General features: G+C 65.2%; 22 protein-coding genes. 16 read left to right on the forward strand and 6 right to left on the reverse strand.

The genetic code is table 11. The features are described 5' to 3' along the window. Positions 1-10 precede the first annotated feature (10 nt). Genes QQ25_RS04370 through QQ25_RS04390 form a run of 5 tightly spaced genes read left to right on the forward strand, consistent with a single transcriptional unit; the run spans position 11 to position 5,651 of the window. Positions 11-1,624: a GMC family oxidoreductase gene (locus QQ25_RS04370; protein ID WP_039377786.1), complete on the forward strand. Its 1,614-nt coding sequence runs from the start codon at positions 11-13 to the stop codon at positions 1,622-1,624. Positions 1,625-1,631: 7 nt separating this feature from the next. Further along, positions 1,632-2,366 carry a nitroreductase gene (locus QQ25_RS04375; RefSeq protein WP_052235662.1) on the forward strand — a complete coding sequence of 245 codons (735 nt, stop codon included), beginning with the start codon at positions 1,632-1,634 and terminating at the stop codon, positions 2,364-2,366. Continuing rightward, positions 2,363-2,896, forward strand: a complete 534-nt coding sequence (locus QQ25_RS04380) for a hypothetical protein (protein WP_052235614.1) — start codon at positions 2,363-2,365, stop codon at positions 2,894-2,896. Before QQ25_RS04375 ends, QQ25_RS04380 begins: the two co-directional genes overlap by 4 nt. Before the next feature lie 58 nt (positions 2,897-2,954). Further along, positions 2,955-3,941: an NAD-dependent epimerase/dehydratase family protein gene (locus tag QQ25_RS04385; RefSeq protein WP_039377432.1), complete on the forward strand. Its 987-nt coding sequence runs from the start codon at positions 2,955-2,957 to the stop codon at positions 3,939-3,941. Positions 3,942-3,992: 51 nt separating this feature from the next. Continuing rightward, positions 3,993-5,651 (forward strand): acyl-CoA synthetase, encoded by a 1,659-nt coding sequence (locus tag QQ25_RS04390; protein WP_082017405.1) that lies wholly within the window; start codon positions 3,993-3,995, stop codon positions 5,649-5,651. Between the two features lie 97 nt (positions 5,652-5,748). Here QQ25_RS04390 and QQ25_RS04395 read toward each other — a convergent pair whose 3' ends face one another. The 4 genes from QQ25_RS04395 to QQ25_RS04410 all read right to left on the reverse strand — a co-directional run bounded on the left by QQ25_RS04395 (position 5,749) and on the right by QQ25_RS04410 (position 10,476). Next, complete coding sequence (locus QQ25_RS04395) at positions 5,749-7,215, reverse strand: FAD-dependent oxidoreductase (RefSeq protein ID WP_039377436.1); 1,467 nt, start codon at positions 7,213-7,215, stop codon at positions 5,749-5,751. Next, on the reverse strand, positions 7,215-8,123 hold the full coding sequence (gene bphC, locus QQ25_RS04400) for a biphenyl-2,3-diol 1,2-dioxygenase (RefSeq protein WP_039377438.1): 909 nt from the start codon (positions 8,121-8,123) through the stop codon (positions 7,215-7,217). Before bphC ends, QQ25_RS04395 begins: the two co-directional genes overlap by 1 nt. A 13-nt stretch (positions 8,124-8,136) precedes the next feature. Then, complete coding sequence (locus tag QQ25_RS04405) at positions 8,137-9,318, reverse strand: acyl-CoA dehydrogenase family protein (RefSeq protein WP_039377440.1); 1,182 nt, start codon at positions 9,316-9,318, stop codon at positions 8,137-8,139. A 93-nt stretch (positions 9,319-9,411) separates the two neighbouring features. Then, a complete protein-coding gene (locus tag QQ25_RS04410; RefSeq protein ID WP_039377442.1) occupies positions 9,412-10,476 on the reverse strand; it encodes a ferredoxin--NADP reductase in 1,065 nt (354 codons plus the stop codon). 146 nt (positions 10,477-10,622) lie between these two features. Between QQ25_RS04410 and QQ25_RS04415 the strand changes: the two genes are divergently transcribed. From QQ25_RS04415 to QQ25_RS04450, 8 genes are read left to right on the forward strand one after another with little or no spacing between them, the layout of a single operon-like run. After that, positions 10,623-12,221, forward strand: a complete 1,599-nt coding sequence (locus QQ25_RS04415) for a flavin-containing monooxygenase (RefSeq protein ID WP_039377444.1) — start codon at positions 10,623-10,625, stop codon at positions 12,219-12,221. Beyond that, on the forward strand, positions 12,221-13,024 hold the full coding sequence (locus QQ25_RS04420; RefSeq protein ID WP_039377446.1) for a mycofactocin-coupled SDR family oxidoreductase: 804 nt from the start codon (positions 12,221-12,223) through the stop codon (positions 13,022-13,024). The genes QQ25_RS04415 and QQ25_RS04420 overlap by 1 nt, the downstream gene beginning before the upstream one ends. Then, positions 13,021-13,854, forward strand: coding sequence for a mycofactocin-coupled SDR family oxidoreductase (locus QQ25_RS04425; RefSeq protein WP_039377448.1), 834 nt, complete (start codon positions 13,021-13,023; stop codon positions 13,852-13,854). Before QQ25_RS04420 ends, QQ25_RS04425 begins: the two co-directional genes overlap by 4 nt. A gap of 8 nt (positions 13,855-13,862) precedes the next feature. After that, entirely contained in the window at positions 13,863-14,657 is a 795-nt protein-coding gene (locus QQ25_RS04430; protein WP_039377450.1) for an SDR family NAD(P)-dependent oxidoreductase, read from the forward strand. 2 nt (positions 14,658-14,659) lie between these two features. Beyond that, positions 14,660-15,511 carry a TIGR03619 family F420-dependent LLM class oxidoreductase gene (locus QQ25_RS04435; protein ID WP_039377452.1) on the forward strand — a complete coding sequence of 284 codons (852 nt, stop codon included), beginning with the start codon at positions 14,660-14,662 and terminating at the stop codon, positions 15,509-15,511. After that, on the forward strand, positions 15,508-16,002 hold the full coding sequence (locus tag QQ25_RS04440; RefSeq protein WP_039377454.1) for a nuclear transport factor 2 family protein: 495 nt from the start codon (positions 15,508-15,510) through the stop codon (positions 16,000-16,002). The genes QQ25_RS04435 and QQ25_RS04440 overlap by 4 nt, the downstream gene beginning before the upstream one ends. Positions 16,003-16,011: 9 nt before the next feature. Continuing rightward, positions 16,012-16,782 (forward strand): hypothetical protein, encoded by a 771-nt coding sequence (locus tag QQ25_RS04445; protein WP_039377456.1) that lies wholly within the window; start codon positions 16,012-16,014, stop codon positions 16,780-16,782. A gap of 2 nt (positions 16,783-16,784) precedes the next feature. Continuing rightward, a complete protein-coding gene (locus QQ25_RS04450; RefSeq protein ID WP_039377459.1) occupies positions 16,785-17,627 on the forward strand; it encodes an SDR family oxidoreductase in 843 nt (280 codons plus the stop codon). A 7-nt stretch (positions 17,628-17,634) separates the two neighbouring features. On the opposite strand, the gene QQ25_RS04455 is transcribed toward QQ25_RS04450, so the two are convergent. Beyond that, positions 17,635-18,486 carry an IclR family transcriptional regulator gene (locus QQ25_RS04455; RefSeq protein ID WP_039377791.1) on the reverse strand — a complete coding sequence of 284 codons (852 nt, stop codon included), beginning with the start codon at positions 18,484-18,486 and terminating at the stop codon, positions 17,635-17,637. Between the two features lie 133 nt (positions 18,487-18,619). On the opposite strand from QQ25_RS04455, the gene QQ25_RS04460 reads away from it, so the two are divergent. After that, complete coding sequence (locus QQ25_RS04460; RefSeq protein WP_039377461.1) at positions 18,620-19,282, forward strand: TetR/AcrR family transcriptional regulator; 663 nt, start codon at positions 18,620-18,622, stop codon at positions 19,280-19,282. Here the strand turns inward: QQ25_RS04460 and QQ25_RS04465 are convergent. Further along, the gene (locus QQ25_RS04465; protein ID WP_052235615.1) at positions 19,279-20,160 is read right to left on the reverse strand and encodes an alpha/beta fold hydrolase; all 882 of its coding nucleotides are present in this window, start codon (positions 20,158-20,160) and stop codon (positions 19,279-19,281) included. The genes QQ25_RS04460 and QQ25_RS04465 overlap by 4 nt on opposite strands. A gap of 240 nt (positions 20,161-20,400) precedes the next feature. Here QQ25_RS04465 and QQ25_RS04470 point away from each other — a divergent pair, with 240 nt between their 5' ends. Together QQ25_RS04470 and QQ25_RS04475 are read left to right on the forward strand one after the other, a co-directional pair. Further along, complete coding sequence (locus tag QQ25_RS04470; protein ID WP_029110801.1) at positions 20,401-21,171, forward strand: MlaE family ABC transporter permease; 771 nt, start codon at positions 20,401-20,403, stop codon at positions 21,169-21,171. Continuing rightward, positions 21,168-22,028 carry an ABC transporter permease gene (locus QQ25_RS04475; RefSeq protein WP_039377464.1) on the forward strand — a complete coding sequence of 287 codons (861 nt, stop codon included), beginning with the start codon at positions 21,168-21,170 and terminating at the stop codon, positions 22,026-22,028. Before QQ25_RS04470 ends, QQ25_RS04475 begins: the two co-directional genes overlap by 4 nt. The last annotated feature ends 10 nt before the right edge of the window (positions 22,029-22,038 follow it).

Here is a 22,038-nt window from a genome sequence, read left to right on the forward strand (position 1 = left end):
GGAGGCCGTCATGGTCGCTGCCGACTATGTCGTCGTCGGAGCTGGGAGTGCGGGCTGTGCGGTGGCGCGCCGGCTTGCTGAGAGCGGCGCAAGCGTCGTGGTGCTCGAAGCCGGCGGCAGCGACACCGCGTTCGGGGTGCGGAACTTGATCGAGATCCCCGGAGCCGTCGCGGTGATGCTCTCGACGCCACAGTTGAAGAAGCTGGTCGACTGGGGCTACAAGTCGGTGCCGCAAACGGCGGCCTTGGGCCGTGTCATGCCTCAGCCTCGGGGCAAGGTGCTCGGCGGCTCGAGCTCCGTCAACGGGATGCTCTTCGTGCGGGGCAACCGGCGCAACTTCGATGACTGGGCCGCCGATGGCGCCCCCGGCTGGTCCTACGACGAGGTGCTCCCGGCCTTCAAGCGAATGGAGGATTGGGAGGACGGCGGCGACGAGGTGCGCGGCGCCGGTGGCCCGGTCAAGGTCCGGCGGCAGCGCGACCTCACCCCCGCCTCGCAGAGCTTCCTCGACAGCGCGCCGGACCGGCTCGGAGTTCGTCGACTGGATGACTACAACGGCGCCGAGCAGGAGGGGATCGGCGTCATGCAGCTCAGTGCGGATGCAGGCGCGCGCTACTCCTCCTCGCGTGCCTACCTGCGGGCCGACCCGCCGGAGAACCTGCTGGTCTTGACCCGGGCCCGTGCGACGCGCGTGGTGCTGGCGGGCAGCCGGGCGGTCGGCGTCGAGGTCGTGGGCGCTGACGGCGAGCGTCAGGTGATCCGGGCCGACCGCGAGGTGATCGTCTCGGCCGGCGCCTTCGACTCGCCGAAGTTACTGATGCTGTCGGGCATCGGCCCGGCTGCCCACTTGCGTCAGCACGGCATCGAGACCGTCAGCGACCTTCCCGTGGGCGAGAACCTCCACGACCATCTCTTCGTCCCCGTCGGCTTCCAGATGAAATCGGCGCTGCGCCGTCCCACGCCGGCGTATTTCATGCGCGGATTGGCGCGGGCGCGGCTGCGTCGTTCGGGCTGGGCGACCGGTGCGCAGTTCGAGGTGACCGGATTCGTGCGCTCCTCGGGCGCCAAGTCAGTCCCCGACCTTCAGCTGCTCGCGCTGTACTGGCTGTACCCGTTCCCCAATCAGGACAACGAGGGTGCTGTCCGTCCACCCACGACCAAGCCCGGCCTTTCTGTTTTTCCGGCCCTGATCTACCCGGAGAGCCGCGGTACCGTGCGGCTCGCCGGCTCCGATCCCATGCTCGCGCCGCTGATCGACCCGGCCTACCTGCAGGCGGACAAGGACGCCGAGGTGCTGCTCGAGGGCATCGCCATGGTGCGCGAGGCGATGGCCGGCGTCGGCGACAGCACCGGAGAGATCGTGCCGGGACCCGCCTACAGCGACCCGGCCGAGTTGCGCCGCATCCTGCCCAACATCGTGCACACCGAGTACCACCCCGTGGGGACCTGCCGAATGGGTTCTGACGAGCGGGCGGTCGTCGACCCACAGCTGCGAGTGCGCGGCATCGAGGGTTTGCGGGTCGCCGACGCCTCGATCATGCCGACCGTCACCGGGGGCAACACGAATGCGCCGTCGATGATGATCGGCGAACGCTGTGCCGAGTTTGTGCTGGCAGGAGCGTGACGTGCGGATGCATGAGTGCGAACCCAGCGAGGGTCTGCGGATGCTGCTGGCCGCCCGGCACAGCTGCCGAGCGTTCCTTCCGCGCCAGGTGCCCCAGTCGCTGGTGCGGGCCGTGCTGGAGGACGCCCAGCGGACACCGTCCTGGTGCAATACCCAGCCCTGGCAGGTCGTCGTCACGGCCGGAGCGGAGACGCTGCGTCTGAGTGACCGCCTGATGGACTGTGTTCGCGGGGGATCCGGCGGTTACGACATCGACCCTCCGGCCCACTATGAAGGTATATACCAACAGCGTCGGCGAGGCGCCGGTTTCGCGCTCTATGACAGCGTGGGGATTGCGCACGACGATGCCGACGCGCGAATCGGACAGGCGCTGGAGAACTTTCGGTTCTTCGGCGCCCCGCACGTCGTCGTGGTCACCAGCGAGGCAGCGCTCGGTCCGTACGGTTACGTCGACTGCGGTGGCTATGTCACTACATTGCTTCTGGCGGCGCAGTCCCGCGGGCTCGCCACCATCGCCCAGGCATCGGTCGCCGGTTATTCCGATGCTGTGCGTGAGGCGCTGGGCCTACCGGACACGCGCCACGTCGTCTGCGCGGTGGCGCTCGGCTACCCCGACCGCGAGCATCCGGTCAATGCGTTCCGCACCGACCGTACCCCATTGTCGGAGGTCGCAGATCTGCGTGGCTTCCACGCAGACACAGGGGTCGTGTTGCAGCAGTCTGCCGATGTGCGGCCCGAGTGACCGTGGGCCGCAGCGACTCTGCCAAGCGACTGAGCATTCCGTGCTCGCGTTATCTGTTGTGGGTCGTTGCCTGCGATGTCGGGGAGCTGGTCGGATCGGCCGGCGGCTTCCTGTGCGACCGGGTCCAAGCCGGTTGGGACGTCAACGTGGCGCTCACCGATACGACCGAACTGCGACCGCTGCACATACTCGGACTTACCACGGTGGCCAGCCCTCCGATATTTGAACCCAACAGTGATCCAGGGGAGTTCGCGTCCATCGCCTTCACTCCCAGGGCCTTCTATCAACACAGCGATCTTCGCCGCGAGGTACTCAGAGCTCTGCGTAACGGCTGGGCTGAGGTCACCGTGTGCGGCTCGCCGATACCGGGCGAGCTCGACGGTCATGTCCATGAACTGCGATACCGGCTCAGTAGTGCGGCTCGTGCATTCAAAACACACGCGGTAGGGGCGGTGTCAGTTGCCAGCGGTCCGGTTGCCGGCACCGAAAACCTTTACAGCTCCGCTGTTCCTGGTGAGCAGTACGAGTGATGACCTGCTCTGCCTACGGCTTGACTGCCAATTCCACTAAATTTGAGGGGATTCGAACGTGCGCCTGAAGAAACTGGTGATCGGAGCCAGCGGGTTCCTCGGCTCACACGTCGCACGTCAGCTGGTGGCCGACGGTGATGATGTGCGCGTCATGATTCGCAAGACCAGCTCGACCCGCGGTATCGATGACTTGCCGGTCGAGCGGTGTTACGGCGACATCTTCGACACCGTCGCAGTGCGGCACGCCATGGCCGGATGCGACGTCGTCTACTACTGCGTCGTCGATGCCCGGACATGGTTACGGGACTCAACTCCGATGTGGCGCACGAACGTCGCTGGTCTGCAGCGAGTCCTCGATGTTGCCGCCCAAGCCGATTTGTCGCGGTTCGTGTTCACCAGTTCCATGTCGACAATCGGGCGGGTCAAATCCGGCCTAGCTGATGAGAACACATCACACAACTGGCTCGATGTCGCCGGCGAGTACGTTCGGACTCGTGTGGCAGCCGAGAAGTTGATGCTGCACTACTGCCGCGAAAATGCGCTGCCCGGGGTGGCAATGTGCGTCTCCAATACTTACGGCTCCGGGGACTACCTACCAACGCCCCACGGCGGGATGGTCGCCGCCGCAGTACAGGGGAAGATGCCGTTCTACATAGAGGGCTACAGCGCCGAGGCCGTCGGTGTCAAGGACGCAGCTCGTGCGCTGATTCTGGCTGGCGAGCGCGGCCAAATCGGCCAGCGCTACGTCGTCTCGGAGCGTTTCATCAGCCTTCGGGACATCTTCGGAACCGCCTGTGACGCAGTCGGTGTCAGGCCGCCACAATGGGGTCTACCCGTCCGATTCCTGTCGGCGCTCAGCCAGGTCAGCGCCCTCGTCGGGGCGATCGCAAACCGCGATGTCCGGCTGACTCCGCTGAATGTCCGGCTGATGCACATCATGAGTCCGATGGACCACTCCAAGGCCGTGCGTGAGCTTGGCTGGCAGCCCGCATCCGTGCACGACGCCATCGCCGAAGCCGCGCATTTCTTCGCCTCACATGCCTGACCACGCGCGCCTCTGCGCCGAACTCCGATGTCTATTTCCGAAAGGTGCTTGATGACTGGATTCAATCTCTCTGCCGTTTTCGCCACTTTGGCCGAGACTTTGCCCGGCCACCGGGCGCTGATCTGGCGCGATCGCGAGTTCACGTACGGCGAATTGAACGCGCGCGCCGACGGTTTCGCACACTATCTGGTCTCGGCCGGGTTGGGTTGCCACACCGAGCGGGCCGACTTGGCCGATCACGAATCCGGTCAGGATCACGTCGGGCTCTACTTGCGCAATGGCAATGAGTATCTCGAGTCGATGATCGGCAGTTACCGGGCCCGGGTGGCGCCGTTCAACGTCAATTACCGCTACGTCGAGGCCGAGCTGGTCTACCTGCTGGAGAACTCTCGGGCGCGCGCCCTGGTGTACCACGCCGAGTTCGCGCCAAGCGTCGCCGCGATCCGCGACCGGCTTCCGCACCTCGAGCATTTGATCCAGGTCGCCGACGAGTCTGGTAACCAGCTGCTCCCCGGCGCTGTCGCCTACGAATCAGTCATTCACACAAACGTTCCGGTGGGCGGAATGCCCACTCCCAGTCCTGACGATCTTTATTTGCTCTACACCGGCGGGACAACCGGGATGCCCAAGTGTGTGCTGTGGCGCCAGCACGACATCTTCGTGTCGTCCATGGGTGGGCGGAATTTCGGCAGCGACGATGCGCTGGGCTCGTACTCCGAGCTTGCCGAACGCGCCAAGGCTGCTGCAGGGTTCAGCTCCGTCCTACTGGTCCCGCCGCTCATGCACGGTGCCGCGCAGTGGGGCGTGTTCAACATCTTTTCACTCGGCGGTTGGGTGGCCTTCCCCGACGACGTCGTGGCTGTCAAATCGGACCAGATCCTGCGGCTTGCGGAGCGCGAGCGGGTGCTGAGCATCCCGGTGGTCGGTGATGCGATCGCCCGCCCGCTGGTCGAGGAACTCGAGCGGGGCAACTACGACCTGTCCGGTCTGATCTCGATCAGCAACGGCGGCGCCGCGCTCACCTCTGCCGTGCGCCGCCGATTCCTTGCGCAGTTGCCCCATGTGATGTTCCTCGACAATGCGGGGGCGTCGGAGTCCGGGCTGCAGATGAGTGCGGTGTCGACACCCGACGCACCGATCGATATGGGGCGGTTCCTGCCGAACGCCGAAACAGCGGTCGTTGCAACCGATTTCAGCTCTGTTCTCTCCCCTGGGCAGGGCGAGGGCTGGCTGGCGCGACGCGCGCTGATCCCACTCGGCTATTTGGGTGACGGCGAGAAGACTGCCCGCACGTTCCCGGTCATCGACGGCATCCGCTGGTCGGTTCCCGGCGACCGTGCACGTTACCTCGCGGACGGAAGTATCGAGTTGTTGGGTCGGGACTCGGTGACAATCAATTCCGGTGGTGAGAAGATTTTCGCCGAAGAAGTCGAGGCCGCCATGGCCGAGCATCGCGATGTCCGCGATGTCGTCGTGGCCGGCCGGCCGTCGGAGCGTTGGGGCAACGAGGTCGTTGCCATCGTGCAACTCGTCGACAGTGCGGATCCCTCAGATGAGGAATTGCTTGCGGTGTGCGCGCAATCGGTGGCCCGTTACAAGCTCCCCAAAGCGATCATCCGGGTGGCCGCGCTGCAACGCTCACCGTCGGGTAAGGCCGATTACCGCTGGGCTAAAACCGTTGCGGCCGAGAGGACTCCGACCGAGCGCTGATCAGCCTAGGAATCGCTCGTGCGGTCTAGAGACACATCCCGAATACGAAAAGATCGCGAGACACCGTGCGAGTCTCGCGATCTTTTCGTAGCTGGAGTCAGGCGGATGCGGCCGCGGTCCGCCCGGCCCGGCGACCGTAGAAACTTCCATCGCCCAGCGATACTCCACTGGCGTAGCCCCAGGCGGCCAGGCCGGCGGTGCAGCGCCCGGCGGCGAACAGGCCCGGGATCGGCTCGCCGCTGACGTGCAGTACCTCGGCGTCGAGGGTGGTGTGCAGGCCGCCGAGGGTGAAACCGCCGGTGCTCTCGCGGAGGTCGATCGCACCCACCGGAAATTTGATCGGCTTGAGCCACTGCGGTTTCTTGTGCAGCAGCGGGTCCTCGCCGCGCGACGCGCCCTCGTTGTAGGCATCGACGGTGGCTTGCAACGAATTCTGCGGCAGCCCGATCTCGGCCTCCAGATCGGCGATGGTGTCGGCCACCCAGGTCGGCGGCCGCATCATCAGCTGGGGAGAGAGTGAGGCCATCGCCTCATCCTGGGCATCGCCGTCGATGATCAGGTAGGCGGTGTTGTTCTGGTGGTACAGCGTCAACTGGCCGGCCCGGCCGGGGTAGGTGTCCTCGGCGACATAACGCTGGCCACGTTCGTTGACCAAAATCCCGCGCACCAACTGCTGCGGGTCGATGAACAGGGCCACCTCGGTGGCGTCCATGTGGGCCAGATCGGCGCCGAGCGCCTGCGCCATCCGGATGGCCTGCCCGTCGTGCTGCTCGATCGAGGCGGCCGGCCGCCCGGCAATGCGCGGGGCGTACTGGGCGACCATGGCGTCGTTGTAGGCGAAGCTACCGGTGGCCATCACAACTCCGCGTCGGGCCCGGATATCCATCGTGGTGCCGTAGCGACGGGTCCGGATGCCAACGACGCGACCGTCGGATTCGACGATCAGGGCCTGCACCCGCACGTCGTACAGCGAGCGGGCCCCGGCTGCGGTCGCGGTGTCGACGAGGCCCTTCATCAGCATGTAACCCGCGCTGGACTCGCCCTGCTTCTTGTTCTGCATCTGCGGGACGTGCCCGCGCGGGGCCGGCGTCGCGATGGTGTTGAACGGGTAGGCATTCTCGCCACCGCTGTACATGAGGCCCTGGTCGCCCATCGGCTCCCAGCCGGGCTCGCCGAAGAACTCGGCTTTGAACGGCACGCCGCAGCCCACGAGCCAGTCGAAGTGCGCGACGCTGCCCTCGCAGTAATCTGCGATGCGCGCGGCATCAGCGCCGGGGCCCATGGCGGCGTTGAGGAACGCGGCCATGTTCTCGACGGAATCTTCGAACCCGCAGGCTTTTTGGATCTCGGTCCCACCGCCGAGATAGATGAAGCCACCTGCCATCGAGGCGGCTCCGCCCCATGAGCCGGTGCGTTCCAGTACCAGTACGTCGGCCCCGGCCCGCGTCGCCTCCACCGCGGCGGCGGCGCCGGCCACCCCGTAACCGGCGATCACCACGTCGGCCTCGTCGGCCCACTCGGTGATCGCGCTGACCGGGATCGGCTGGATGTCGTCAGTGAGCATCACGGTTGCATGGCCTTCGGTAGATCGGTGACCCACTGGTGTCCCCAGTAGCTGTCGGCGGTGATTTCCTCTGCTGTGTAATAGGTTTCGTCGACCCGCATGCCCTCGGTGCCGAACTCGATGTCCCAGTCACCCGGAGCGCGCACGTAGAACGACACCATCTTGTCGTTGGTGTGCCGACCCAGTGTCGACGACAGCTGGAATCCTTCGCCATTGACCCGGTCCAGGGCCTGGCCCACCGCATCGAGGGTGTCGACCTCGACCATGAGATGGATGAGGCCCGGATCGCGCAGGGTTTGCGCGGGGCAGATAGCCAGGCTGTGATGGCGCTCGTTGACACCCATGAACCGCACGCGGACCGGTCCGAACTCCGGCGGCACCGGAACGCGGAATGCTCCGCGGGACTTGAAACCCAGCACCTCGGTGTAGAACTCGAACAAGCCGTTGACGTCGAGGGCGGGCAGCACCACGTGGCCCAGGCCCTGGTCGCCGGTGACGAATTTCGCGCCGTGCGGTGTGACGACGGGGGAGTGATCCAGGACCGCGCCATGGAACACCTCGAGCGAGGTGCCGGCCGGATCCTCGAAGGCGATGGCCTCCTCGACCCGGCGGGCATCCGTCTCTTCGAGTGACAGCTGCTTGAACGGCACCCCCGCGGTATCCAGGGCGGCCTTCACCTGCTCCAGGTCGGCGTGGTCACGCACCTCCCAGCCGACAGTGACGACCTTGTCGGACTCTCCGGGTACCACGATGATGCGGGCGGCACGCTCGTCCATACGCAGGTACAGCGCGGACTCGTCGGGCCCGGTGCCCTGGGCGAAGCCGAGCACGTCGAAGGCGAAGTGCCGCCAGCGCTCGATGTCGGAGGTGGCAACGGTGACGTAGCCCAGACTCTTGATCAATCCCATGTGCGCTGTCCTCTCAGATCATCGCCCGCAGCGGGCCCTGCGGGTCCACGCCCAGTGAGCTGAGGGCCGATGCGTGATAGACCGTGCCCGGGACGTGGATGGCGTGTGCTTGGCCGACATGCACGTCGCGCCAATACCGTTGCAGCGGTTTGTCCATCCGCGCGGCATTGCCGCCGCAGCGGGCGAAGATCTCGTCGACCGCTGACACCGCGCGCCACACCGCCCGCACCTGGGTGCGCCGGCCCGCGGCCCGGTCCTCGAACGACACTTCCTTGCCCGAGTCGACGATGTCGTAGATGCGGTCGGCGTTGGCCAGCAACTCCTGGCGGGCCGCGTTGATATCTGCGGCGGCTTCACCGATCGCGTACATGACGTAGGGGTCGTCCTTGATCGCCACGCTGCTGGAGTTGACCCGCTCACGTTGGTAAGCGAGCGCGGCGCCCAGCGCGCCCTCGGCGATGCCGATGGTGGCTGAGCTGATGCCGAGCGGGAACATCGTCGACCATGGCATCAGGTAAAGGGTTTCGGTCATCCCGGCTTCGCGCTGAGCGGTACCGTCCATGACCTTCATCGCGTCCATCGTCCGGTACGACGGAACGAAGGCATCCTTGACGATGACGTCCTTGGAGCCGGTTCCGCGCAGCCCCACGACATTCCACGAGTCCTCCACGATCTCGTAGTCCTTACGCGGCAGGATCATGTGCAGCATCTGCGGCGGCATCAGCGGCTTACCTTCAGCGTCGCCGATCATCGCGCCCAGGAAGATCCAGTCGCAGTGGTCGGTGCCCGAGCTGAACTGCCAGCGGCCGTTTAGTACGAAGCCGCCGTCGACGGGCTTGGCCACACCCTGCGGAGCGTAGGGAGAGGCGACCCAGGTGTCGACGTCCTCGGCCCAGATCTCGGCGGCGACCTTGGGGTCGGCGTAAGCGAGCTGGTACGGGTGCACGCCCACCACGCCGTTGATCCATCCGGCCGAGGGGTCCAGCGCCGCGGTGGCCATCACGGTCTCGGCGAACTCGCGCGGATGGACCTCCAAGCCGCCGTGCGCCGTCGGCTGCAACAGGCGGATGTTTCCCGCCGCCTTCATCATCTTGACGGTCTCGTCGGTGAGCTTGCCGATCTTCTCGGCTTCGGCGCCCTGGTGGCGCAACTGGTCGGCGAGGTCGCGCACCCGGTCGATTACGCGCTCAGTCATTGTTCGGTCCTATCGTCGAGGGCTGTACTGATGGTGTATCGCTTTGACCCAGGGCGCGGGGGCCAATCCCGGTCAGTGGAAACGTGGGGCGGCTCAGAACTCGATGTGGACGTCGTCGGAGACCGGCCGTGCCTGACAACCGAGAATCACGCCGTCGGCGATATCCTCAGGTTCGAGAATGTCGCAGGCGGCCATGTCCACGTCACCGCGTACCACCGTGGCCGCGCACGATCCGCACTGTCCCTCCTTGCAGGAATACGGAACGTCGACACCCGAGCGGATCAACACGTCGACCAACGTCGCCTGGCGCGGCCATCTCAGCCGGTGACTGGTGCCGTCCAGATCGACCTGAAGGTCGGCGGCGTCATCTTCGTCGGAATCTGTTGCCGGTGCAGTGGTGTCATCGGCGAACGGGTCACCGGACAGCGACTGGAACACCTCGAGGTGAATCCGGTCCCGCGTGACACCGGCCTCGACGAGCGTCTCCTTGATGACCGCCATGAACGGGGCCGGACCGCAGACGAAGGCCTCGAAGCCCGTGGACCCGGTGAAAACGGTGTGGGCGAATCCGCTCAGCTGGGTCTGGGTCGGCAGGCCCTGAATCGATTCCAGCCAGTGCAGCACCGTCAGTCGGCCTGCATAGCGGGCGGCAAGTTCGCGTAGTTCGCCGGCGAAGATCACCGAGCGTTCGTCGCGGTTGGCGTAACACAGGACCACCCGCCCGGTGCCGGCCGACAACACCGACTTCAAGATCGACATCACCGGCGTAATGCCACTGCCCGCCGCCCACAACAGAAAGTCGGTGTCGAGGTTGGCCGGGGTGAACAATCCCGAGGGGGGCAGTACCTCGAGGGTGTCGCCGACACTGACGTTGTCGCACAACCAATTCGAACCGTAACCGTCGACAGTGCGCTTGACGGTCACCTTGGGTGCCGGATCGGTGTGTGGCGAGCTGGCAAGTGAGTAGCACCGCGCCACCGATCCGGTCAGCTCACTTGGCACCCGCAGCGTCAGAAATTGTCCGGGCCGATAGGAAAATCGCTCCTGCTGTTCCTGCGGCACGGTGAGGACCAGAGAACGAGCGTCGGGGCTTTCATCGATGACATCGGCCACCGTGACAACGACGCTCCGTCTGGTCTGGAGGCTCGGGTCGGTCATGGGCCGAGATTCTCGTCGACGCGGCCGATGGGACGATCCGCCGATTCCGGTGGTCGGGACGTCAGGTCTCGCGGTCCGGTGACCGGGAACTGTGGCGGCCGCGCGCGCGATCGGCGCCTACCGTTCGGCCTGTGAGCAGTGGATCGATGAACGTCGTGGATGTTGTGGTGGTGGGCGCCGGTTTCGGTGGCCTGTACGCGTTGCACAAGTTCCGGTCGCAGGGACTGTCGGTGCGAGTCTTCGAGGCCGCGCCGGAAGTGGGTGGCACCTGGTACTTCAACCGCTACCCGGGGGCGCGTTGTGACGTCGAGAGCGTCGACTACTGCTACTCGTTCTCCGACGAACTCCAACAGGAATGGACCTGGACCGAGAAGTACGCCACCCAGTCCGAAATCCTGAAGTACATCAACTGGGTTGCCGACAAGCTCGATCTGCGCCGCGACATCACGTTCGAGACCAGGGTGCGTTCAGCGGTGCTCGACGAGCAGACGCTGCGCTGGACCGTCACCACCGATACCGGTGAAACCGTCGAAGCGCGGTTCGTGGTCATGGCCACCGGCCCGCTGTCGGCAGCGATGACTCCCGACTTCCTGGGCCTGGACAGCTTCGCCGGCGACGTCTATCACACCGCGCACTGGCCGCATGAGGATGCGGATTTCACCGGTAAGCGGGTCGCCGTGATCGGAACCGGATCGTCTGGTATCCAGTCCATTCCGATCATTGCAGAACAGGCGGAGCACCTGTATGTGTTTCAGCGAACCCCGAACTACAGTGTGCCGGCCGGCAACCGGCCGTTGACCGCCGAGGAGATCGCGGAGATCAAGGCCACCTATGCCGAGCGTCGCCGGATGTCCTGGCGCAGCGGTGGCGGCTCGCCCCACGTCGCCCATCCCAAGCTGACCATGGAAGCCACGCCTGAAGAACGTCAGGAAGCCTTCGAAAAGCGTTGGGAATTAGGCGGCGTGCTGTTCTCGAAGACGTTCACCGACCAGATGGTCTCACTGGAAGCCAACGAAGAAGCCCGCAAGTTCTACGAGAACAAGATACGTGCCGTGATCGAGGATCCGGACCTGGCCGAGTTGCTGATTCCAGACGATCACCCGATCGGCACAAAACGGATCTGCACCGACACCAACTACTTCCAGACGTTCAACCGGCGCAATGTCACGCTGGTGAGCGTCCGGAAAACGCCGATCGATTCGATCGACGAAACCGGCATCAACACGTCTGACGCGCACTACGACATCGATGCGCTGGTACTGGCCACCGGGTTCGACGCCATGACCGGCACGCTGGCCAAGATCGACATCGTTGGCCGCGGCGGAGAGAAGCTGGTGGACGACTGGGCCGACGGTCCACGTACCTACCTCGGCTTGGGCACCGACGGTTTCCCCAGTTTGTTCCTGGTGTCCGGCCCCGGCGCACCCGCCGTACTGGCCAACATGGTTCTGCATGCCGAAGCGCATGTGAACTGGATCGCCGACGCCATCGCCTATCTCGATCAGAACAGCTACGCGGCAATCGAACCGACGGCCGACGCCGTGGACAGTTGGATCGCCGAATGTGCCCAGCGCGCCGAAGCCACGCTGTTCACCAAGGCCAACTCCTGGTACATGGGCGCCAACGTGCCCGGCAAGCCTCGGATGTTCATGCTGTTCATCGGCGGCTTCGGCGTGTACCTCGATATCTGCAACGAGGCCGCGGCAGCTGGGTATAAAGGATTCGATCTGCTGAAGGCGCCCTAGTGCCGGACCTGGCAGGCAAGGTCGTCCTGGTCACCGGCGCCGGAGGCGGTACCGGGCGCGTGCATTGCGAACGCTTCGCCGACGCCGGGGCCGACGTCATCGCGCTCGACCGGACTGAGGCCACCGACGACCTACGAGAGACAGCCGAGCGAGTTCGGCAGCGCGGCAGGCGTTGTGCCGTCGGGGCGGCCGACGTCAGCAGTCTCGCCGACGTCACGTCCGCGGTCGACTCGGGTGTGACGACATTGGGCCGCCTCGACGTCATCGTCGCCAATGCAGGTATCCATACACCCAACCGGCCCGCGTGGGAGATCAGTACCCAGGAATGGCAACGCAATCTGGACGTCAACCTGACCGGTGTCTGGTACACCGTCAAAGCCGGTGTGCCCCACATCGGCTCCGACGGCGGATCCGTGGTGATCATCAGCTCCACCAACGGTTTACGCGGCACAGCCGGCACGGCGCCCTACACCGCGAGTAAGCATGCGGCGGTGGGGCTGGCCCGCACGCTCGCCAATGAGCTCGGGCCGCAACGTATCCGGGTGAATACCGTCCATCCCGGGGCAGTCGCGACGCCGATGGTGCGCAACCCCGACACGTATAAGCGGTTGCGACCAGATCTGGACAACCCCACCGAAGCCGATGCGATCGAAGTGCTCACCGCCCGAAACCTGCTCCCGGTGCCGTGGGTGGAACCCGTCGACGTGGCCAACGCCGCGGTTTTCCTGGCTTCCGACCAAGCTCGATACATCACCGGCACCCAGCTCGTCGTCGACGCCGGCCTGACCCAGAAGACGACATGACCGGCCGGTTGAAGGGCAAGACCGCCGTGATCACCGGTGCTGCGCGCGGCATCGGCCGCGCCCAGGCCGTGCGCTTTGCGGAAGAAGGCGCGGACATCATCGCAATCGATGTGTGCGGGCCGATCGAGTCGGTACAGGTGCCATCCAGCACGCCGGAGGATCTTGCGGAAACCGCCCGTCTCGTCGAGCAGGCCGGCGGGCGGATCGTCACCGAGATCGTCGACGTCCGGAACCCGGACGAACTCCATGACGTTGTCGACCGCGGCGACACAGAGTTCGATGGGATCGATATCGTCTGTGCCACTGCGGGTATCACGTCGCGAGGTGCCGCCATCGAACTCTCCGAGGCGGCGTGGCGCACCATGCTCGACGTCAATCTGACCGGGGTGTGGAACACCTGCACTGCCACGGCGCCTCACCTGATCAAACGCGGCGCGGGCTCGATGGTGCTGACCAGTTCGATCGCGGGCCTCCGGGGACTGGTGGGCGTCGCACACTACACCGCCGCCAAGCACGGCGTCGTCGGACTGATGCGTAACCTTGCCCATGATTTGGTGCCCCATGGTGTGCGGGTCAACTGTGTGCACCCGACCAACGTCGACACGCCACTGATCCAGAACGACGTCGTCCGTAGTGGGTTCCGGCCCGACCTGGACCGTCCGCCCACCCGCGACGAATTCGCAGCGGCCGCAACCAAAATGAATCTGCTCACCGTCCCGTGGGTGCAGCCCGTCGACATCGCGAATGCCAGCTTGTTCCTGGCTTCGGACGAAGCCCGCTATATCACCGCGGTCAGCCTGCCGGTTGACGCCGGAAGTACCCAACGCTAGGAGGAGACATGACTGATCTGGCCAAGTACGGCCCCTGGGCTGTGATTGCCGGTGGGTCCGAAGGTGTGGGCGCCGAGTTCGCCCGTCAACTGGCCGAAGCCGGGTTCAATCTGGTGCTTATCGCTCGCAAGCCCGGTCCGCTGTCCGATACCGCTGAGCAATGCCGTGAGCTGGGTGTCGAGGTGCGTGCAATCTCGGTGGATCTGCTGGATCCGCAGTCGGTTTCTCGGATCGCTCAAGACACCGCTGATCTCGAGGTGGGGCTGCTGATCTACAACGCCGGTGCGAGCACGTGCAACGAATTGTTCCTGGACACCGATCTGGCAGAGTTTCAGAAGGTCACCGACCTGAACGTGACTCGGATGCTTGAGCTGGTGCAGCACTACGGACGCCTGATGGCGGACCGCGGGCGCGGCGGCATCATGATCGTCGGCTCACTCTCGGGCTACATGGGTGCGTGGCGGCACTCCATCTATGCCGGGGCCAAGGCATTCTCCCGGATGTTCGCCGAAAGCTTGTGGCTGGAACTGCGTGAACGCAACGTCGACGTGCTCGAGCTGGTGCTGGGCGTGACCCGGACTCCGGCGATGGAGCGGGTGGGGCTGAACTTCGATGCGCCCGGGATCTTGGTCAACGAGCCGGCGGACGTGGCCGCTGAGGGGCTGGCCCACTTGGCAGACGGCCCGGTATGGGTGGCCGGCGGAAACGCGGACCGCGCCGTGGCCAACAGCGCTGCGGACCGATCCCGGGTGGTGCTGGAAACTCATCGGGCGATCGCGGCGCTCATTGAAGGGGCACACTAACCGTGCGGATGGGCCTGTCGACGCCGGTGGTGGTACAGGTTCCCGGTGTTGCCTCGTCTTGGGAGGCCGACGCCGGGATCGACGATCTGGCCCGGATATCGGCGGTAGCCGATGATCTCGGCTTCGACTACCTGACTTGTTCAGAGCATGTTGCCATTCCGTCGGCGGAGGCGGCGGCCCGAGGTGCAGTGTACTGGGATCCGCTGGCAACGCTGGGATTCCTGGCCGCGCACACCCAACGGATCCGGCTTGCCACGTCGGTGCTTGTACTGGGGTACAACCACCCGCTGGAGATCGCCAAACGCTACGGGACCCTGGACCGCGTCAGTGCGGGCCGGTTAGTCCTTGGCGTCGGAATAGGTTCCCTGAAAGAAGAATTCAGCCTTCTTGGCGCGTCCTGGGATCAACGGGCCGCACGGGCCGACGATGCGCTGCGCGCGCTGCGAGCCTCATTGTCCAGTGCCACGCCGAGCTACCACGGTCACTTTTATGACTACGAAGACATGACAGTGCTGCCTTACGCGCAGCAGGATCGAGTGCCCATCTGGGTCGGTGGTCGCAGCGCAGCGTCGTTGCGTCGCGCGACCGAGCTGGCGGACGGTTGGATGCCGTTCGGGCTGGTGCCGGATTCGGTACGGGATCTGCTCGACGGCGTCGTTCTTCCCGCTGAATTCGACGTGTTGCTCTCGGCCACGGTGGATCCGGAGGCAGACCCCGTTGCCACGCGAAAGCGGTTGGTGACACTTCGTGATGCCGGCGCCACCGCCGTTACCTGCGCAGTGCGGGCCGACAGCGTGGACCACTACTGCGAGCAACTGGCCCGACTACGTGACATCGAGGAGCAGTGTTCATGACCATCGAACAGCAGATACTCATCCGGCTACAGCGCCTCGAAGATGAACTGGCCATCACGAAACTGATTGCCTCATACGGCCCTTCGGTGGACGCCGGCAACGCCGGCAATGCGGCCGCACTATGGGCGGTCGACGGAACCTATGACGTCGAGGACTGGCTGATGAGCGGCCGGGGCGGCGTGCATCAGATGGTCAGCTCGACCGGCCACCAGGATCTGGTGGCCGCCGGCTGTTGCCATTTTCTCGGCCCGGCGGTGGTGACTGTTGACGGCGACCGCGCTGTCGCGGTATGCGAATCGCTGGTCCTGTTACGCGAGGGCGAGAGTGAGTATCGAGTATGGCGGGCGACTGCCAACCACTTCGCGCTGGAACGTCTCGACGGGCAATGGCAGATCACGACGCGCACCAGCAGATTGCTCAACGGGAACCCGTATGCGCACACTCTACTGAACCTTGGATTGGCGGGAGCGCCTGTCCCCGAGCAGATCTGAGAGGTCGCCATGTCCGCTACTGATTGCCCGCTGGTGTTCTTCTCGTTCGTGGCCCTCGGCTGCGGGGGAGCCGAGGAACACCGGCGTTACAACGAATGGCATCAGTTGGACCACCGGCCGGAAAATCTCGCACTACCCGGTGTCGCCTGGGGTGACCGGTGGAGCCGCCCGGCGGCATGTCGCGCCGCGTCCACCGCCGAACCCGCACAGGCCGATACCGACTATGTCGCGATGTACTGGTTCCGTTCTCCCGTGGAGCAGTCGGTGCGGGAGTGGGAGGAACTCGGTGCGGACTCATTTCAGTGGGGTCGCGGACCGATGATCCCCGGCGTGCGTCGCACAGTGCTCGCGTTCTTCCGACCGGTCAAGGGCTACGCCGCTGCCTCGGCGTTGGTGTCGCCCGGCGTGATCCCGTACCGGCCCAACCAGGGGCTGCATCTGACGATGACCCGGTTTGCCGAACCCCACGCCGCCGAGGCTCACGAGCATCACCGGTGGGAGGACCGGGTGGCGATCCCGGCTCTTCTGGAACTGGACGGTGTCGCCGGGGCGTGGACTTTCGCGCTGGCTCGCCACCAGAACAACGGGCTCGGCCTCCGTTCCTCGGAGGCGGCAGATCCGCCCGGCGGCCTGCGCATCCGTCTGCTCTACCTCGATGACGATCCGGTCCGCGTCACCGACCGGATCAGGGAGCGGCTGGCTGACAAGGCTGAAACCGCACCCGGAGAATGCGTCATCGACACGCCACTGAACACGATCATTCCCTGGCAGGACTGGTGAACATGGGTACCTATGCGGTGACGGGATCGGCCTCCGGGATGGGTCGCGCGGCGGCCGAGCGGTTGCGGGCCGACGGGCATCGCGTGATCGGTGTCGATCTGCGCGATGCTGAAGTGATCGCGGATCTTTCGACTGCACAGGGTCGTTCGGACGCCGCCGCTGCGGTGCTTGAGTTGGCCGAGGGTCGGCTCGACGGCGCAGTGATGGCGGCAGGGGTCGGCCCGCTGCCGGACCGCAACGCAGTACGGCTGATCCTGTCGGTCAACTATCTCGGGGTGGTCGATCTGCTGCAGAAGTGGCGTTCGGCGTTCGTTGCCGCCGGCAACGCAAAAGTGGTTGTCGTCGGTAGCAATTCGAGTACGACGATGCCGATGGTGCCGGTGCGCGCGGTGCGGGCTCTGCTGCGCGACGATCTCGACCGCGCGGTCAAGACCCTGCATCGCTACCGTGCGGTCGCACCGTCGCTCAGCTACGGCGCATCGAAGATCGCGGTATCGCGATGGGTGCGGCGCACTGCGGTGCAGCAGACTTGGGCAGGCGCGGGGATTCGACTGAACGTGATTGCCCCTGGCGCGGTACGGACTCCTCTTCTGGAGAAGCAGCTCGCCTCCCCACGAGAAGCCAAGGCTGTGCAGTCCTTCCCGGTCCCGGTCGGGGGCTTCGGCGATCCGGACCATATTGCGGAATGGATGATCTTCATGCTGTCCGACGCGGCTGAGTTCCTCTGCGGCAGCGTCATCTTCGTCGATGGTGGATCAGATGCCCACTTCCGGCCGGATGATTGGCCTCGGCGGGTACCCACATCCCGGATTCTCAACTATGCCGTGAAGTACATGCGCCGCTAGGTTCTCGTCACCTACCGCCTGCGGCTGCCACGGTGACCTCACCGTTTCGACGGATCATGGCCGGCGTGACCACTCGATGCGCCGCTCGTGACTGGCGCGCGCCGTTGCGGGGCACATCCGAAAGGCTATGGCAGATAGCCCATGACGCGCTGTGAACGGCCGCGGCGACGGGCTCGATCCGAGTCGACCTGGCGGGTCCGCACAGCGACAGCGCAAATTGATTGCCTCCCTCGCTCGCGCTGATCGGAGCGGCCACGACGGTGACTCCCCGCTCACAACCTTCGGCATCGACGGCAACCCCGCCGCGAGCGCGTACGGCGGCCAGACTTCGATCCAACTCCGCCCGGTTGCGAACTCCGTACGGCGATGTCACCGCGTATCGCAACTCTGGCCAGGCGGACTCGTCCATCTGCGCCAGGAGCGCGCGGCCGGGGGCACTCTGTTCCACGGGCTGCCTGAATCCGACCTGCCAGCAATTCCCGCTGCTGGGCCACGAGCCGATGCGTTCGACGTGCAACACGTGGGCATCCGCGAGGACACTCAGATGGGCTGTCAGGCCGGTACGTCGGTGCAGGTCCGCCATGACCGGCAGGGCTGCCTCGGGGACCCGGCGTTGCCGCACCGCCTGGCTGCCGAGTTCGAACATCCTCATCCCGAGCACGTATTCGCCGCCCTGCCGTTCGACCCAGCCCAGCTGGACCAGACCTTGCAGGATGCGATGAGCCGATGAGCGGGGCACGTTCGAATACCGGCTGATCTCGGCCAGCGTGAGCGTTTGTCGGGCACCGAAAACGTCCAGGAGTGCAGCCACCCGATTGAGCATCACTATGGGAGTTCCGTCGTCATGCGACGTTGACACACCACCCTCCATACCTGTCACACTCTGTATATGTGGCACAAGATGACAGGTGTGAGTCTAGGCACAATGAGGCAGCGAAGTAAAGCAGGTCACACCCAGGCCGGCGGTCGGCACCTTCGGCGACAATCGTCGAATGCCCAGAGGTAAAGGGCCGACGCTCACAGAGCGTCGCGCAGAGGAATTGCGGCTGAGCATCGCCAGGACCGCACGCGACATCTTCATCGCGGACGGAGACACCACGGCGACCGTGGAACGCATCTGCGCCGAAGTCGGCATCGCGACGCGTACCTTCTACCGCCACTTCCCCGTGAAAGAAGATGTTCTGGGGCCGCTGTTCCGGCGAAGCGAGGTACACATGCGCAGCCTGTTGGCCGGTGCTGCAGCGGATTCCGACCCCGTAGATGTCCTGGTCGACATGTTCACGGTCGAAGTCCGCCGCCGGCAGTCGGTTGAGACGCAGAACCTGCAGCCGGTCGAAATGGCCCGGAAACTCATGTCCCTCGTTGCCGAGACCCCGCAGTACCGCTTGCGCTGGATGGAATGGAGTGAAGGCCTCGCCGACGCCATCACCGAGTTCCTGGCAGGCCATTTCGAATTGGCGGAGGATCCGTTCACCCGGTCGCTGCCGAGCAGACTGATCGTCCACGCCAGCAGCAACGCCTACATCTGGTGGGCCGACGCCAAGGAACCGCACGAACTCGACGAGTTGGTCCTCGCGCACCGGTCCGGAATCGGTATGGTGCTGGCCGGTTTACAGCCGCTGGAGGTTGCGCGCCAGGCTCCCCGCGGGGCCTAATCCGTGCGGGTCAAGAACGCGGTCACAACCGACTCGAATGCAGCTTTCGCCTCGATCATCGCCCAGTGCCCACAGTTGGGGAACACGTGTAGCTCCGCATTGGGAATGGTGCGCATCGGAATCAGCGACATGTCCAGCGGACTGACACGGTCGTCACGGCCCCATGTCAAAAGTGTTGGGGCAGAAACCTTGTGCATCCGTGCCCACGGCATGGGCAGATCCGATGCGGCCATCGACGCCATCATCGCCGCGAACGCCGCTTTCCCGTACATGCGGCGGGCGGCGGCCAGCGTCTCGGGATCGGTCGCCAGCGTCCACCGCTCCTCGATGAGCTCCTCGGTGACCAGCGCCTGGTCGTAGACCATGGAGCGCAGCCAGTCGACCAGGCGCTGCCGGGTGGGATCCTCGGTGAATTCCTGAAGCAGGCGGATGCCTTCGCTGGGCCCGGGGGAGAAGATCGTCGTGCCGATACCGCCGATCGTCACGAGGCGACCGACGCGCTCGGGTGCGTTGATCGCCGTGTTGATGCCGACACCGCCGCCCATGGAGTTGCCGACGATGTCCACTCGCTCGATATCGAGGGCATCCAGGAAGGGAACCACCGCGCCTTGCGCGGTGACCATGGGGTGCCCACCCCAGTCGTCTGAGACGCCGAAGCCGGGGAATTCCAGGACGACGCATCGGAAGCGTTCGGCGAACGTCGGCAGCACGCCTCGGAAGTTGCGCCAGCCCGTGACGCCTGGCCCTGATCCGTGCAGGAACAGAACGGTGGGGCCGTCGCCCATGTCGTAGTAGCGCAAAACGCCCGCGCTCGTGTTGATCTCACGCAGCGTATCCGCCGCACCGGCATCGTTGATGATCGCCGCAGGATCTGACATGCATCTTCCTTCATGTTGGCGGGCCCGATGCTTCCACCCTCACACGCGCTCGCGCGGCAGGCAATGGCGTGTCCCGCTGACCGGTGACGAGTGGCCGTCTGGGGCGGCGGGGGCGGTATTCCCGGTAGGTGGGACATCCGATGGTGTGCTCGGTTGTGAACTGCGATGGTTCCCGGTCTAGACGTGTTCCAGGTCATACCGGCGCCCCGGAGTGACTCGCATGCGGAAAAGGAGAGCCCGATGTTGCAGCGACAACTCGCCGGCCCACTCGAGGGGGTGGGTGGGTTGTTCGCCATGTCGGTGGATGCCGCCAGATTCGTGGTGCGCAGACCATTCCAATGGCGCGAATTCCTTGACCAATCCTGGTTCGTGGCACGGGTATCCATGGCGCCGACACTGCTGGTGGCGATCCCGTTCACCGTCCTGGTGTCGTTCACCCTGAACATCCTGCTTCGTGAACTGGGCGCGGCAGACCTCTCCGGGGCAGGCGCGGCGTTCGGTGCCGTGACCCAGGTCGGGCCCATGGTGACGGTGTTGATCGTCGCCGGTGCCGGGGCCACCGCCATGTGTGCCGATCTGGGATCGCGCACCGTGCGTGAAGAGATCGACGCCATGGAGGTGCTGGGCATCAATCCGATACAGCGCCTGGTCACTCCGCGGATGCTGGCCTCGGGTCTGGTTGCGCTGCTACTCAACAGCGTCGTCGTGATCATCGGAATCCTTGGCGGATACCTGTTTTCGGTGTTCGTCCAAGACGTCAACCCCGGCGCGTTCGCCGCCGGTATCACCTTGCTCACCGGCATTCCGGAGGTCGTCATCTCCTGCGTCAAGGCGGCTCTCTTCGGCCTGATCGCGGGACTGGTCGCCTGCTACCGCGGGCTGACCGTCTCGGGCGGAGGTGCCAAAGCGGTCGGCAACGCCGTCAACGAAACAGTGGTCTATGCCTTCATGGCATTGTTCGTCGTCAACGTGGTGGTCACCGCCATCGGTATCCAGATGACCACCCGATGACGGCGACGACGGCAGTACTCCAGTCGGCCTACCCGCGCTTGTCCCGGGCGGTTCGACGGCCCGGGGCGGTGCTGGGCGGCATCGGCGACCATGTCCTGTTCTACGGCCGCGCCTTGGCGGGCGTACCGTTCGCGGCCGCGCACTACCGCAAGGAAGTCATTCGGCTGATCGCCGAAATCAGCATGGGTGCAGGAACATTGGCGATGATCGGCGGAACCGTCGTGATCGTCGGGTTCCTGACCCTGGCCACGGGTGGGGTCCTGGCCATCCAGGGTTACAGCTCGCTGGGCAACATCGGCATCGAAGCGCTCACCGGATTCCTCGCGGCGTTCATCAACGTCAGGATCTCGGCGCCCATCGTCGCCGGTATCGGTCTGGCCGCCACCTTCGGTGCCGGTGTCACCGCGCAGCTCGGCGCGATGCGGATCAACGAAGAGGTCGACGCCTTGGAAGCGATGGCGATCCGGCCCGTCGAGTACCTGGTGTCCACTCGCATCGTGGCCGGGATGATCGCGATCACCCCGCTGTACTCGATCGCGGTGATCCTGTCCTTCCTGGCCAGTCAGTTCACCACCGTCGTTCTGCTCGGACAGTCGGGCGGTCTGTACAGTCACTACTTCAGCACGTTCCTCAACCCGATCGATCTGCTCTGGTCGTTCCTGCAGGCGTTGCTGATGGCGTTGGCAATCCTGTTGGTGCACACCTACTACGGATTCTTCGCCACCGGCGGCCCAGCCGGTGTCGGCGTGGCGGTCGGCAACGCGGTCCGGACGTCGCTGATCGTCGTCGTCTCGATCACCCTGTTGATCTCGCTGGCCGTCTACGGCTCCAACGGCAACTTCAACCTCTCCGGCTAGAGAAGGCATC

Origin of the sequence: Mycolicibacterium setense (assembly GCF_000805385.1) — a bacterium.
Classification (GTDB): Bacteria; Actinomycetota; Actinomycetes; order Mycobacteriales; family Mycobacteriaceae; genus Mycobacterium; species Mycobacterium setense.

Coding starts and splice junctions, on each gene's coding strand:
- QQ25_RS04370 (WP_039377786.1), top strand. CDS start 11: ATGGTCGCTGCCGACTATGTCGTCGTCGGAGCTGGGAGTGCGGGCTGT.
- QQ25_RS04375 (WP_052235662.1), top strand. CDS start 1,632: ATGCATGAGTGCGAACCCAGCGAGGGTCTGCGGATGCTGCTGGCCGCC.
- QQ25_RS04390 (WP_082017405.1), top strand. CDS start 3,993: ATGACTGGATTCAATCTCTCTGCCGTTTTCGCCACTTTGGCCGAGACT.
- QQ25_RS04395 (WP_039377436.1), bottom strand. CDS start 7,215: ATGCTCACTGACGACATCCAGCCGATCCCGGTCAGCGCGATCACCGAG.
- bphC (WP_039377438.1), bottom strand. CDS start 8,123: ATGGGATTGATCAAGAGTCTGGGCTACGTCACCGTTGCCACCTCCGAC.
- QQ25_RS04405 (WP_039377440.1), bottom strand. CDS start 9,318: ATGACTGAGCGCGTAATCGACCGGGTGCGCGACCTCGCCGACCAGTTG.
- QQ25_RS04410 (WP_039377442.1), bottom strand. CDS start 10,476: ATGACCGACCCGAGCCTCCAGACCAGACGGAGCGTCGTTGTCACGGTG.
- QQ25_RS04415 (WP_039377444.1), top strand. CDS start 10,623: ATGAACGTCGTGGATGTTGTGGTGGTGGGCGCCGGTTTCGGTGGCCTG.
- QQ25_RS04425 (WP_039377448.1), top strand. CDS start 13,021: ATGACCGGCCGGTTGAAGGGCAAGACCGCCGTGATCACCGGTGCTGCG.
- QQ25_RS04430 (WP_039377450.1), top strand. CDS start 13,863: ATGACTGATCTGGCCAAGTACGGCCCCTGGGCTGTGATTGCCGGTGGG.
- QQ25_RS04440 (WP_039377454.1), top strand. CDS start 15,508: ATGACCATCGAACAGCAGATACTCATCCGGCTACAGCGCCTCGAAGAT.
- QQ25_RS04445 (WP_039377456.1), top strand. CDS start 16,012: ATGTCCGCTACTGATTGCCCGCTGGTGTTCTTCTCGTTCGTGGCCCTC.
- QQ25_RS04450 (WP_039377459.1), top strand. CDS start 16,785: ATGGGTACCTATGCGGTGACGGGATCGGCCTCCGGGATGGGTCGCGCG.
- QQ25_RS04460 (WP_039377461.1), top strand. CDS start 18,620: ATGCCCAGAGGTAAAGGGCCGACGCTCACAGAGCGTCGCGCAGAGGAA.
- QQ25_RS04465 (WP_052235615.1), bottom strand. CDS start 20,160: ATGTCAGATCCTGCGGCGATCATCAACGATGCCGGTGCGGCGGATACG.
- QQ25_RS04470 (WP_029110801.1), top strand. CDS start 20,401: ATGTTGCAGCGACAACTCGCCGGCCCACTCGAGGGGGTGGGTGGGTTG.
- QQ25_RS04475 (WP_039377464.1), top strand. CDS start 21,168: ATGACGGCGACGACGGCAGTACTCCAGTCGGCCTACCCGCGCTTGTCC.